At 56.2% G+C, this 12,886-nt stretch carries 13 protein-coding genes; 2 read left to right on the top strand and 11 right to left on the bottom strand.

The genetic code is table 11. The features are described 5' to 3' along the window. Positions 1-25: 25 nt before the first annotated feature. The 7 genes from ABFX35_RS23500 to ABFX35_RS23470 form a co-directional block, all read right to left on the bottom strand. Entirely contained in the window at positions 26-727 is a 702-nt protein-coding gene (locus ABFX35_RS23500; protein WP_346083164.1) for a DUF1989 domain-containing protein, read from the bottom strand. Further along, positions 724-1,980 carry a M20 family metallo-hydrolase gene (locus ABFX35_RS23495; RefSeq protein ID WP_346083163.1) on the bottom strand — a complete coding sequence of 419 codons (1,257 nt, stop codon included), beginning with the start codon at positions 1,978-1,980 and terminating at the stop codon, positions 724-726. Before ABFX35_RS23495 ends, ABFX35_RS23500 begins: the two co-directional genes overlap by 4 nt. After that, complete coding sequence (locus tag ABFX35_RS23490; protein WP_346083162.1) at positions 1,977-2,789, bottom strand: amino acid ABC transporter ATP-binding protein; 813 nt, start codon at positions 2,787-2,789, stop codon at positions 1,977-1,979. Before ABFX35_RS23490 ends, ABFX35_RS23495 begins: the two co-directional genes overlap by 4 nt. After that, positions 2,761-3,432: an amino acid ABC transporter permease gene (locus tag ABFX35_RS23485; RefSeq protein WP_346083160.1), complete on the bottom strand. Its 672-nt coding sequence runs from the start codon at positions 3,430-3,432 to the stop codon at positions 2,761-2,763. The genes ABFX35_RS23490 and ABFX35_RS23485 overlap by 29 nt, the downstream gene beginning before the upstream one ends. Next, positions 3,429-4,088, bottom strand: coding sequence for an amino acid ABC transporter permease (locus tag ABFX35_RS23480; RefSeq protein ID WP_346083159.1), 660 nt, complete (start codon positions 4,086-4,088; stop codon positions 3,429-3,431). The genes ABFX35_RS23485 and ABFX35_RS23480 overlap by 4 nt, the downstream gene beginning before the upstream one ends. Positions 4,089-4,099: 11 nt before the next feature. Next, positions 4,100-4,957 carry a transporter substrate-binding domain-containing protein gene (locus tag ABFX35_RS23475; RefSeq protein WP_279022980.1) on the bottom strand — a complete coding sequence of 286 codons (858 nt, stop codon included), beginning with the start codon at positions 4,955-4,957 and terminating at the stop codon, positions 4,100-4,102. A gap of 305 nt (positions 4,958-5,262) precedes the next feature. Next, positions 5,263-6,294, bottom strand: a complete 1,032-nt coding sequence (locus ABFX35_RS23470; RefSeq protein WP_346083157.1) for a zinc-dependent alcohol dehydrogenase family protein — start codon at positions 6,292-6,294, stop codon at positions 5,263-5,265. A gap of 104 nt (positions 6,295-6,398) precedes the next feature. Here ABFX35_RS23470 and ABFX35_RS23465 point away from each other — a divergent pair, with 104 nt between their 5' ends. Further along, positions 6,399-7,349, top strand: a complete 951-nt coding sequence (locus ABFX35_RS23465) for a LysR family transcriptional regulator (protein ID WP_346083156.1) — start codon at positions 6,399-6,401, stop codon at positions 7,347-7,349. A 70-nt stretch (positions 7,350-7,419) separates the two neighbouring features. On the opposite strand, the gene ABFX35_RS23460 is transcribed toward ABFX35_RS23465, so the two are convergent. From ABFX35_RS23460 to fabG, 4 genes are read right to left on the bottom strand one after another with little or no spacing between them, the layout of a single operon-like run. Then, complete coding sequence (locus ABFX35_RS23460) at positions 7,420-8,688, bottom strand: MFS transporter (RefSeq protein WP_183096501.1); 1,269 nt, start codon at positions 8,686-8,688, stop codon at positions 7,420-7,422. 24 nt (positions 8,689-8,712) lie between these two features. Beyond that, positions 8,713-10,185 (bottom strand): amidase, encoded by a 1,473-nt coding sequence (locus ABFX35_RS23455; RefSeq protein ID WP_346083154.1) that lies wholly within the window; start codon positions 10,183-10,185, stop codon positions 8,713-8,715. An 11-nt stretch (positions 10,186-10,196) separates the two neighbouring features. Next, a complete protein-coding gene (locus tag ABFX35_RS23450; protein WP_346083153.1) occupies positions 10,197-11,729 on the bottom strand; it encodes an APC family permease in 1,533 nt (510 codons plus the stop codon). A gap of 15 nt (positions 11,730-11,744) precedes the next feature. After that, positions 11,745-12,518 carry a 3-oxoacyl-ACP reductase FabG gene (fabG, locus tag ABFX35_RS23445; protein WP_346083151.1) on the bottom strand — a complete coding sequence of 258 codons (774 nt, stop codon included), beginning with the start codon at positions 12,516-12,518 and terminating at the stop codon, positions 11,745-11,747. A gap of 173 nt (positions 12,519-12,691) precedes the next feature. Here fabG and ABFX35_RS23440 point away from each other — a divergent pair, with 173 nt between their 5' ends. Continuing rightward, a complete protein-coding gene (locus tag ABFX35_RS23440; RefSeq protein WP_346083150.1) occupies positions 12,692-12,847 on the top strand; it encodes a hypothetical protein in 156 nt (51 codons plus the stop codon). Positions 12,848-12,886 lie beyond the last annotated feature (39 nt).

Raw genomic sequence — 12,886 nt, 5'->3', positions numbered from 1 at the left:
CGGCAGGCGGGCTTGGAACGCCCCGTTAAGCCATTACTTTAAATTGAATTTCTTTGGGTGAACAGCCATTGATTGGCACGATGTCTTGTGGGCAGGCAGACATCACCACCACGCAATCCAGCTCGGCGCGGATTTCAACATAGTCGCCCGGTTTACTGACGGTGGGCAACCAGGAAATCGTGTAGTCAGGGTTCACCGGCGTATTCATCCACAGGTTTAGCGGCTGGGGGACTTCGCGGGCGCGTAAGCCAATGGCGTTAAGCGCCATGCGCATGTTGTCGGCGCAGCTGTCATGGTATTCCGTAATGCCCATATTGGTGTAGCGGAACAGATCACAGGCGGCGATCAGGGTGTCGTGCACTCCCGGCGAGGTATCGCTCAACAGGGTGCCGATGGGGCGGCGTTGGTTGGTGACCAGCGCATCCCCCGGTTTGGGGATGATTTTATCGATAAAGGCACGGGTATGCTCCATCGAGGCGAATTCGCTCAGATCATCGCTGTTGAACAGCCAGGTGTCGCATACCTGGCTACCGGGGGTATTAATGATTTGGATCACCTGGCCTTTTTTCAGGCGCACCGCCCGGCCGCAGCGCGGTGGGATGGTATACAGCTCGCCGGGTACCGGCGTGCCGTCAGCGGAGATCGGGGTAGTGGCGGTGGCGTTCAGCCCCAGCGCATTGCCGTTGTCTTTGTCGCAGCAGGCTGGATATTGCGTGGTGGTGGTCATGCATAAACTCCTTTGGTGGAACGGGCAAGCTCGGTGAGTGCACAGGCCAGCGCGCTGGCTCCGACGCTAAGCGAGCGGGGATCGGTATATTCATCCGGGTTGTGGCTGATGCCCTTATGGCTGGGCACAAACAGCATGCTGGTGGGGCAATGGCCCGCCAGATGCATCGCATCGTGAAAGGCGCCGGACAGTAAGCGGGTATGCGGAATGTCCAGCGCGTGGCAGACATCATCCAATAGCGTATTGAGCGGGGCGTCAAAAGCGAGCGGCGCCTTATTCAGCAGTGGCGTTATGTGTATGCGCTCGCCGGCCAGGCTGGCCATTATGGCATCAAGGTGCGCAAGCACCGCTGGGTCTGGGTGGCGAAAATCAAGGGTGAAACTCACCTGCGCCGCCACGGTGTTAATAGCGTTCGGCGCCACTTGCCAGCGGCCAAAAGTCATGCGCAGTGCTTCATCCGCCGTATCACCCATCACCTCTTCAATGTGGGCGGCCTGCGCCCGGGCCAGGCTCATGGCATCCTGACGCAAACCCATTGGTGTCGTGCCGGCGTGCGCCGACTGGCCCAGGCAGGTTACCTGATACCAGCGCACGCCTTGAATACCGCTGACGACGGCCAGCGGCAGGCCCCGTTGCTCCAGGATCGGCCCTTGTTCAATATGCAGCTCCAGGAAGCAGGCCATGGCGCGATCCGGCCGTTGCGGCAGCGTTTTGAAGCGCGCCAGGCACTTGGCCAGCGCGTCGCTGAACGGGGTGCCGTCTTCCCCGACGGCGGCCTGGTAAGCGGGCAGCAGTTCCGGCTGAACAAAGGCGCTGGAACCCATGGCGCCGGGCGCAAAGCGGCTACCTTCCTCGTTTGTCCAGATGGCGACTTCCACCGGGCGTTCGGTCACTAGCCCGGCATCGTTCATGGCCTGCAGGCAAGCCAACCCCGCCATCACGCCGTAACAGCCGTCGAAGTTGCCGCCGCAGGGTTGGGTATCAATGTGGCTGCCGGTGGTAACCGGGGGCAGCGCCGTGCGCCCAGGGCGGCGTAAAAACAGATTGGCCGCCGCATCGGTATAGATATCGCAGCCCATCTCGCGCGCCAGGCCGATAATCCATTCCCGGGCATCCAGCTCTTCTTCACTCAGGGCCTGGCGATTCACTCCGCCGCCGGGCAGGGCGCCAAAGCCAGAGAGTTGCTGCAGCAAGTGATTCAGGTGTGTGGCGTCAAGGTGCCGGGCCACCCGCAGGCCTTCATCAGAAATCATAGTTTCTCCAACTCTTCCGGTTGCAGGGGGCGGCGGAATAGCGGCGCCAGGAAGTTGCGCAGCCGTTCGCTTTTGGGCTGGGTGAATATTTGCCGCGGGGTGCCGCTCTCCACGATCCGGCCATCCGCCATAAACAGCAGGCGGGAGGATATGTGGGCGGCGAAGGCCATTTCATGCGTAACCATCACCATGGTCATGCCCTGGTTCGCCAGCGCACGGATCACGTCCAGCACTTCTTCCACCCGCTCAGGATCCAACGCCGACGTGGGCTCATCCAGAAGCAGCAGTTCCGGTTCCAGCGCCAGGGCCCGGGCGATCCCCACGCGCTGCTGTTGGCCGCCGGAGAGGTGGGCCGGCCAACTGTCGGCTTTCTGCGCCATTCCCACCCGTTGCAAAACGGCCATCGCGGTTTGTTTCGCAACCTGACGCGGCAGTTTCTTGCCCAGTACCAGCGGCGCGGCGACGTTCTCCAGCACCGTCATATGCGGCCAAAGGTTAAACTGCTGAAAGACCATCGCCAGTGGGCGCCGGACTTCTGCGATGGCGCCCGGGCTGTCGATATGGGCTGCGCCGCGCTGCGAGCCGCTGTATCCCAGAAGCTGGCCTTTGATCAAAACGTCGCCGCGATCGTAGGTTTCCAGGAAGTTCATGCAGCGCAGCGCGGTGGTCTTCCCAGAGCCGGAAGGGCCAATCAGGGTGACGATCTCCCCCGGATACACCGCCAGGTTGATATCCTGCAAAACCACGTGGTCGGCAAAGGATTTGCCTACGTGGCGCAGTTCAATGATGGGCACGGACGTTTTGGTCACGGTATCCTCCGGTTCGCAGGGTTTTGCTCAGCGCCTGCACGCCCAGGCTGACCGCCTGCGCCAACAGCCAGTAGCTGATGATGAGTAGGGTGTAGGGCAGTACATAGCTGTAGGTGTTTGCGACGATCTGGCTGGTGGTCATGGTCAGTTCAGGGACGGTGATCACGGAAGCGATGGCGCTTTCCTTGATGGTCGAAATACATTGGTTGCCCAGCAGCGGCAGGGCGAAGCGCAGGGCCTGCGGCGCCTGGATATGCCAGAAGCAACGGGTGCGGGAGATATTGTTGGCCAGCGCCGCTTCCCGCTGGCCGGGAGGGATGCTCAGCCAGGCGGCGCGAAAGATTTCCCCGAAATAGGCGCCGCTGTATAGCGTGAGGGCGAGCACCGTGGCCTGGGCTGCGCTAAGCATCAGCCCAATCGACGGCAGCCCGAAGTAAATCACGGCCAACTGCGCCAGGAACGGCGTGCCGCGAATGATCCACACATAGCCGCGCCACAGTTGAAACAGCACCGGGTTGCCGCGGCACAGAGCGTTCAGCGTAAACCCCAGGATAGCGCCGCCCAGCGCTGCGCACAGGCTAAGCCACAGCGTTACGCCTAACGCGCTCAGGTAATCCGGCAGGTATTGTATGAGTTCACTCATCGTTGTTCCCTCTGCCAACGGCGTTCCATATGCCGCCCAAGCAATGAAAGCAGGCTGGTCAACACCAGATAAACCAGCGCCGCCGCCAGATAAACCTGCAGCGGCTGATAGGTGGATGAAGCCAACTGCTGGGCGACGCGCATCAGATCCGTCAGCGCGATAACGGACACCACGGCCGAAGCCTTTATCACATCGATCAGTTCGGAAATCAGCGAAGGTAGCGTGACGCGCAGCACTTGCGGCACCTGTATACGCCAGAGGATCTGATTCTGGCTCAGGCCGCAGATAGCCGCCGCTTCCAACTGCCCGGCGCTGATGGCGGCGAAGCCGCTTTTTAGTATCTGCGACTGGTATGCCGCAGTGTTGAGCGTCAAGGCCAGCACTGCGGCAAAAAAACCGGAAATATCCAGCCCCAATTGGCCCGGCAGGTAAAAACACAGCAGTAACTGCGCCAGCACCGGCGTGCCGCGAAACAGGCTCACCCATCCCTGGGCAATAGTGTGCCAGAGCCGGTGCTGGCTGGCAGCCATGCGCCACACGCCAATGCCGACGAAAAACCCGGCCACCATCGCCACCAGGCAAAGCGTGGCGGTGGTAACGGCGCCATTAGCCAGCATGGGCAACCACGCGATGAACTGTGTGATAAAGGTCGGCATTTAACGGCGTCTCACAGGTTAGGCGCGGGCATGGCGTCTGCCGGCACAGCCATGGTGAAGCCAAACCATTTCTGTTGCAGGGCCTGCATCGTGCCGTCGCGGTTTGCTTCCGCGATGCCATCGCTGAACAGCTTCACCAGCGAGGCGCTGTCTTCATCCTTGCGCCCCACCCAGCCAAAATAGGTGGTTGGGCCGAGCATGGTCGGCAGGGTCGCGAATACCCCCGGGCGGGATTTGATTAACGGACCAAGGTTTGAGAGTGACTGGGCCACGCCGTCCAGACGTTTGGCGGCAAGATCGGCATAGGCTTCATCGAAGGCGACGTACTGTTTGATCTCTTTAATGCCCGGTTTCCCTTCCGCTTTCAGCGACTTATCGAATGCCTGCAGGATTTGCAACTGCCCGGAGCCGGTTTGCGAGCCAATGACTTTACCGCTCAGATCGGCGGTTGTACCGATAGACGCATCGTCCGCGCGTTTGAGCAGCGCCACCGTGGATTCGGCAATCGGTGTGGTAAAGGCGAAGCGGGCGATGCGCTGTTTATTCACGGTGACGGCGGTGACGACGAAATCAAATTTTTTCGCATCCAGGCCAGGGAGGATCCCCTGGAAAGGCAGATCCAGCTGCTTCACGGCCACGCCCGGCAGCCGTTTTGCCAAAATGTGGTTCATCAAATCCACGTCATAGCCAATGATTTTGCCGTTTTCGACATACTCGAATGGCGCGTAGCGCGCCTCGGTGGCGACCGTAATCACTTTGGCGTCTTTGATGCGTTGCAGCAGATCGGCGCTGTGGGCCGCGGCGGAAAAAACGCCGGCGGTTATCAGGGCAGTCCAGCACAGGGGTACGGCAAAAAGGCGTAGTTTCATGATCGGCTCTCTGAAAGTGTTTTGAATTTAAGTAAAGTTACTTGAACAAAATGATATGAGCATGAATCATGCCAACAGTGCTAACCGGCGGAATGTGCATTTAATTTGTTTTAAAAACAGAATATTACGGTGTTTTTTGTCTTGTTTGCTTTGTGCGTCTGGCGGGGATAGCGGTATAAAGTGCGGTTATGCCGCACAACGGTAATGCATGCCGCTGCACGAATTTTGTGCACATACAGGTTGCCGGGGCCAGGCTGAAGAGTGCACAAGCCGCCGGCGCTGTAACTGAGGGGGATCGCCAACCATCAGGGGGCGATGCGTATCACCACTTTGCCAAAAGGCCCGCGATCCAAATGCTGGAATGCGGCGGGAACGTCGTGAAAGCCATAAACGCGGTCTATGACAGGCCGAATGCCTTTGTGCGCAAAGGCATCCATCATTTTTTCAAATGCACGCCGGTGGCCAACGGAAATACCCTGAATAACGGCGCGCCGCAGCATCAGCGGCACGGCAGACAACGTTATCTCGGGGCCGTTCAGGAAACCAATCTGGGCGATACGGCCGCCGCCGGCCAGCGCGCTGACCGACTGGGTGAGGTTTTCCCCGCCGATGGTTTCAATAATATGCTCGGCGCCCCTGCCGCCGGTCAATGCCAGAACGGCTTGCGCCCATGCAGGCTGTTCCACGGTATTGATGGTCTCGCAATGCGCCAGCGTTTTAATGCGCGCCAACTTTTGTGTGTTGCGGGAAGTCACAATCACCCTGGCGCCGAAGGCACGGGCGATCTGCAGGGCAAACAGCGATACGCCGCCAGTGCCTTGGGTGACGACCGTTTGCCCTGCTGCGAGCCGCCCGGTTTCGATCAGGGCGAACCAGGCGGTCAGGCCGGCGATCGGTAGGGTGGCGGCTTCTTCATTCGTTAATGTGGGGGCTACCGCTACGGCGGCGTGCTCTTCCAGCAAGGCGTATTCGGCCAGCATCCCGGGCAAGGGGCCCCCCAGAGAAAGGCCGTGGCGCAGCATCTCCGCCGGCGGTTCGCCATCAATCCACTGAACCCAGAAATTACCGCATACCCGATCACCCTGTTTAAATTGCGTGACGTCACTGCCCACCGCCACCACGGTGCCCGCCATGTCCGAGGTCGGTACAAAGGGCATAGGCGGCTTTTCAGGCAGCAGTTCGCCTTCCATCACCAATTTATCGCGATAGTTCAGCGCGACGGCCGCCACTTTTACCAGCAACTGATGGTTCGCGGGGGTGGGGATGGGCACTTCAACCTGCTGCAGTTGGCCTATGCCAAATTGCTGCAATTGCCACTGTTTCATGGTGTTAGTCATGATGATACCTCCATTGTGAGCCGTATCGATCATGTTACTGGCGATGTTTTATCCTGTATCGCGATATGATGGCGCATCATTTCCGCCATAGAGTCTGTAATGCGATGAAGAATGGCCTTCACTCCCGGTTGCAGGATATCTCCGCGTTTGTTCATACCGTAGAAGCCGGCAGTTTTACCGCCGCTGCGGCGCGGATGGGGGTATCGACATCCGCGCCGGGCAAAAGCGTGGCGCGCCTGGAAGCGCGTCTGGGGATCAAACTCCTGAACCGAACAACGCGCAGCCTGAACCTGACCCAAGAGGGGCATGATTATTATCACAGCTGCCTGCGGGTGCTGGACGAGCTCAACGCGGCGGAATCCAGGCTTGCTTCGACAACTTGCCGGGTTACAGGCCGGGTGCGGATAAACTTGCCGGTGTCTTTTGGCCGGCTGCGCATTATGCCGGTGTTGAAAGCGGTGGCGAAGCAATACCCGGATCTGGAAATGGATGTCGCTTTTACCGATCGCAGAATTGATCTGGTCGAGGAGCGGGTTGATTTGGTCGTGCGGCTTGGCGATCCGGGGAACTCCGCCAGCCTGAATGCCCGCCGCCTGGGGTTCCAGCATTCGGTTATCTGCGCGGCGCCTGAATATTTGCTCACGCACGGCCTGCCGCGCTCGGTGGAGGAGCTGGGCCGTCATCGCTGCCTGGGATTCGCCAGGCAAGGGCGGGCGCTCCCCTGGCTGATGGGCCCGGCGGGGCAGGTTAAAGCTTACGATCTGCCCTATCGGCATATCATCAGTAATGGCGAAGCCTTGCTGGATGCGGCAATCAGCGGCATGGGGGTGGCCTGTTTGGCGACGTGGCTGGCGGCAGAAGCAATACATAGTGGGGAATTAAAGGTGCTCCCGGTTGCCACGCCGCCAAACGATGTCCCCATTACCGCGCTTTGGCCGTGCTCGCGCGAGCTGGCGCCAAAGGTGAGGGTAGTGGTGGATGCGCTGATGGCGGCTTTGCTGCCGGTAGCGCCGTGGGATCATTTGTTGACGGATAAAGCAGAAGATCCTTTGTGAGGATCTTCTTTGGGAGGGATAAAGGTTGTTCATACCGCCGTTGCTGGCCAGCAACCGGAGCCGGAAACGGTTAGCGTGACAGCTGCCTTGCCACCGCCGGCAACGCTTTTTTGGCGTCGCGCGGGAAACAGATTGCCGCAGCCAGGCTTATTGCCGAAACGGCAAACATATAATACGCAGGTGCAGGGGCGCCCCAACCATGCGACAACCAGGCAACAATAAACGGTGAGAAACCGCCGAAGGTCATGGTGGCCAGGTTATAGCTAATGGACAACGAGGTCACCCTGTTCTCAACCGGGAACAGTAATGTCAGCATGGTCGGCATTGTTGCGAACTGCGCCGCCAGGCATAGGCCCAGAACTGACTGCATAACGAGCATATGGCTAATTGTTGGCGAATGAATCACCCAGGTAAACAGCGGCAACACCATAACAAAATAGCCGATGGTTGAGATGAGAAAGACAAACTTCCGCCCTATTTTATCTGCCAGGATGCCGAACAGAGGGATGATAGCGGCCATCAGGCTGACGATGCAGATTTGGATCGTCAGCACGCTGGTTATCGGCATCCCCAACTGTTTGCTGGCAAAGCTCGGCATATTAATCAATAAAACGTAGAAGCCCACCGTACCGCTCACCACCAGGCAAAACCCAAGGATGATCTTTCTGAAATCCAGCCCCGTTTTATTGCCAGGCTGTTTTTTCTCGGCTTGTTGATTAATAAACTCGTCAGATTCAGAGAGATTATTTCTTATCCATAGCCCGACCGGGCAGATAACCAGGCCGACGGCGAACGCAATTCGCCAGCCCCAGCTTTCCAGGCTGTCGTTAAACACTTTGAAGATAATCATAGAGATAATTGAAGCCAGCACCACCGCCAGGCATTGGCCAAATAGCTGCCAGGAACCATAAAAAGTTTTCTTGTTATCGTCCGAACCTTCTACCAGATATGACGTTGAGCTGGCATATTCGCCACCGGTGGCAAACCCCTGGATAAGGCGCGCGATCACGATCAATATGGGGGCGGTGATACCTATCTGGTGGTAAGACGGTGTTACCACAAAAATCGTCACCGCAATAAACATCAGCCAGATAATCAATTGTAGGGCTTTCTTTCTGCCGTATTTATCCGCATAGACGCCAATGACTAGCCCCCCGATTGGCCGGGTGAAGAAGCCAACGCCGAATGTTGCCAATGAGATCAGCAGTGAGCTGTATTCGTCATGGGCTGGAAAAAACTGCTTGGCGATAACGGCAGCGAAAAAACCATAAATAAGGAAGTCATACCATTCGAGTATATTACCAATGGTACCCGCTATAATTTTCTTATGGCTGCTCATTTTCATCCCCCTCGGGTGAATAAACTAAAGTAAATAGTGAGTTAGTTCGCTTTCTTTGATCGCGTCCGGTTTGTTTTTCGCGGTCCATTGCGTGGCTTTTTCATAAGCATGAGCCAGACGAAGCACAGCCATATCACACTGGGGCTTCCCTATTATCTGGATGCCTGTTGGTAACCCTGATTCATTAAACCCGGCCGGGACATTGGCAACCGGGCAGCCAGAAAGGCTGCCTAATATCGTTACCTCCATCCAGCGGTGATACGTATCCATTGCCCGGCCTGATATTGCTTTAGGCCAATGACGATTTTTATCGAAGGGGAAGACCTGCGCGCTGGGCAATATCAGGTAGTCCACTTCCTCAAAAAGCGTAATAAGCTTCTTATAAAGCAGGGTTCTTACCGCCGAGGCTTGCATAAGTTGCATTGCGCTTAACCCTAAGCCATTTTCTATTTCCCAGATGGCTTCAGGCTTGAGCCATTTCCGTTTTTCGGGGGCGGAATAAAGAGGCTCAAGGCTGTGCGCGACGGAAGTATGCCGGAGGGTACGCCACGCATTCCACACCGTTTCAAAATCGATATCTATGGCGACCTGGTTAACTTCACAGCCGAGCGCTGAAAATGTATTTAGCGCTTTCTCACACAGGGGAAGAATACCGTCTTCGAAGGGTAAATGGCCCTGTAGATCCCCAAGCCAGCCGATCCGCTGGTGAGTACAGTCCATGGCCAGCGATTCGGTAAATTGATCGCCAGCGCCGGTAAGCGAAAGCGGCGCGCGGTCGTCCCGGCCGGCCTGCGTGGCCAACAGCAGGGCGACGTCCTTGACGCAGCGCCCCATCGGGCCTTCATACGCCATCTGGTTAATGAACAGTTCGTTGCTTTCCGTAAAGGGAACACGGCCCTGGGAGGGGCGAAAACCTATCACGTTATTGAAGGCGGCAGGGTTGCGTAAAGAGCCCATCATGTCGCTGCCATCCGCTACCGGGAGCAGATACAGCGCCAGGGCAGCGGCAGCGCCGCCGCTGCTGCCCCCGGCGGTGAGCTGATGGTTATATGCGTTGCCCGTGGCACCGAAAACCGAATTATAAGTCTGGGAGCCAAGCCCAAATTCAGGCGTGTTGGTTTTGCCGATGATGATGGCGCCGGCTTGTTTGATTCTTTCCACTATTAATGAGTCCCTGTCGGGAACATCATTTGCGAAAATTTGTGAACCCCGGGTGGTGGTAATACCTTGTGTTAATGCCAGATCTTTAACGGCAAAAGGTATGCCATGCAGCCAACCCTGATAATCCCCTTTCGCTAATGCAATATCCTTTGCTTGCGCCTCTTTAAGTAGCTGGCTTTTATCCCGCATGCTGACGATGGCATTAACGCGAGGGTTAAAAGATTCAATATGGTCGAGATAGATTTCCATGACTTCACGGCAGGATATTTCTTTATTCCTGATCAGGCGTGAAAGTTGATGGGCCTCAAGAAGAACAATACTTTTTTTATCAAACATAGCTTGGCCTTCTATTTTTCTTCATTTAATACAATGCGGCCAATAACCTGGAATTTTTTATTATCAAAAAGCTTGAACCAGGTTGCTATAGCCGCACCAATGACAAAACTGGATAACACAATCCACGGTATGGCTTTATAGAACAGGGTATTTGCCGCTGAACCTGCGGCGAAATCCATATTGGCAAAAAGCAGATAGACGACGTACACCATGCCTATCCCACCCATTAACGGTGCCAGGAACGTTTTAAACCAGTGGCTGTGTTTACGGTTTTCTGCATTCGCGTGGAAATAGAAAATCACGGCAAAGGCGCACAATGCCTGGACGATCATGATCCCCATGGTGCCGAGTATGGCCAGCAGTGTGTAAATATCCGCATAAGGGTCTTTTCCTGCCAGCAAGAAAAGAACGATGATCGTGCAGGCAATCAGAGTCTGAACCGTTGAGGCTATGTGGGGTGAACCGTGTTTGGGGTGGGTAAGGCCCAGGGTTTTACCCGATAACGGGAACAGGTTTTCCCGGCCCAGGGCATAGATATAGCGTGCGGCACAGTTGTGGAACGCCATCCCGCAAGCGAAGGAACCGGTGATCACCAAAATTTTGAATACCGCCACCGCCCATTCGCCCAGATATTGGCGCGCCGGGCCGTAGAAGATTTCCGCGGCCTTGTTGGGATCTTGCGCCAGCGCGATGGCTTTTTCTGGCCCAGTTCCGGCAATGGCCATCCAGGAGATGAATACATAGAAAAGCCCAATGCCAATCACGGCCAGCAATGTCGCCAGCGGAATGATTTTCTTTGGGTTTCTGGACTCTTCGCCATACATCGCCGAGGATTCAAACCCCACCCAGGACCAAAAGGCGAAAAACAGGCCAATGCCCGCGTTAGCACCCGGCACGCCCAGTGCAGGAGTAAAGGCGTGCAACGGGTTGATCGACTCTGGGACAAAGCCCTGCGGCCCACCACCATGCACCAACACTGCGCCGGCGACCACGGTAAGAATGATAATTTCCAGCACCAGGCAACAACCCAGCACTTTCGACGTAAGTGAAATATCAAAATAACTGAGCACGCCGTTGGCAATCAGCATGCCCAACGCAAAGACAACCCAGTGGATATGCATACCGGAAAGCCCGTGGATTAAGTCTTCGCAGAAGAAGGCGAAAATCCCAACCAGCGCGGCCTCAAACACCATATAGGTCAGTGTGACCGCAACCCCGGCCGCCATACCGATGATGCGCCCCAGCCCATGAGAGATGAAGCCATAAAATGCGCCGGTGGCGGTAATGTACTTCGCCATCTGGGCATACCCGATGGCAAACAGTGCCAGGATGATGGTCGCCACCAGGAAACCCGCTGGCGCATACTGCCCGTTACCGCTACCTACCGCGATGGGCACATTACCCAGCATGGCGGTAATCGGGGCGGCGGTCGCTACCGTCATAAACAGTACGCCGGTTAACCCCACGGCGTTTGGGCGCAGGCGCTGGATCGTCGACGTGCCGGTTGCATCTCCGGCAGGGTTAGTAATGATCTGATTACTCATGTTATTACCGCTCCGTCAGGAAATGCAGGAAGATGATTCGGGAAGGATCTGGCCGCCATCCACAATCAGCGTTTGCCCGGTGATGTACCCGGCCGCCTGAGAGGCAAAAAACAGCGCGGCGGCGGCAATGTCGTCAACGCTGCCGAGGCGCTGCAGCGGGACAGATTTCGCCATGGTGGCAATGTAGTCGTCCCCCATGCCCGCCAACCCTTCGGTGATAATGTTGCCGGGAAGAATGGCATTGACGGTGATGTTATCTTTGGCCAGTTCCAGTGCGGCAGTGCGCATGAAACCCAGTTGCGACGCCTTGCTCGAGGCATAGTGCGCCCAGCCGGGGTAGCCGGTGACAGGGCCAGTGATGGAAGAGGTAAGGATAATGCGGCCATGGCTGGCTTGTTTTAGCCACGGGATCGCTGCCTGTACGCACAGGAATGTGCCTTTGCTGTTTACCGCATGCACATCATCCCAGTCACTTTCCGTCATATCGCTCAGAGCAGCGGAAGGAAAGACGCCCGCGTTGCAGCACAGCACGGCCAAACCGCCGTGTTGTTCAGCGCAAAGCGCGACGGTCTCTTTCACCTGTTGAGCAATGCTGACGTCACAGACGTAGCCTTTTATGGTCAGCCCTTGTGCGCTGGCCCTGGTGATAGCGGCTTCCAGCTTGGCGGCATTTCGGGCGGTGATCGCAACATTGGCGCCATGGCGAGCAAAATTTAGCGCCAGCCCCAGCCCAATGCCGCTGCTGCCACCGGTGATCAGTACGCTTTTACCTTCTATATCTTCGTACATGTGTTTCTCCCCGCTTATGCCATGCCATTAATCGTCAATACATCAGTTTTTCGCCGATGCCGTCTGGAAACTGGCCTCTATTTCGACAAAGAATAATCATGTAAATGTTGAATGATCAACATTATTTTGTTGATTTTTCCACTAAATAAAATGCTTCTTTATGGTGAGCGATTGTGGTGCAGATGTTAATTGGTTATTTGATTGATATATATAATTATTATTTTGTTTTTTCTGGCGTTTTTTTAGGTGGATTTCCCTCTGTAAGCGGAGTGTGCCCTGTTACGGGGCATTTGGCTGTTGGTTTTGATGTTTTTATTTTAATTTATTGAAAATAAACACTAATATCGTGTGATTATATCGGAGGGTAA

It is taken from the genome of Gibbsiella dentisursi (genome assembly GCF_039539505.1).
GTDB lineage: Bacteria > Pseudomonadota > Gammaproteobacteria > Enterobacterales > Enterobacteriaceae > Gibbsiella > Gibbsiella quercinecans.
The sequence above is the reverse complement of the archived record's forward strand: the minus strand, read 5'-3'. Positions and strand labels throughout refer to the sequence as shown.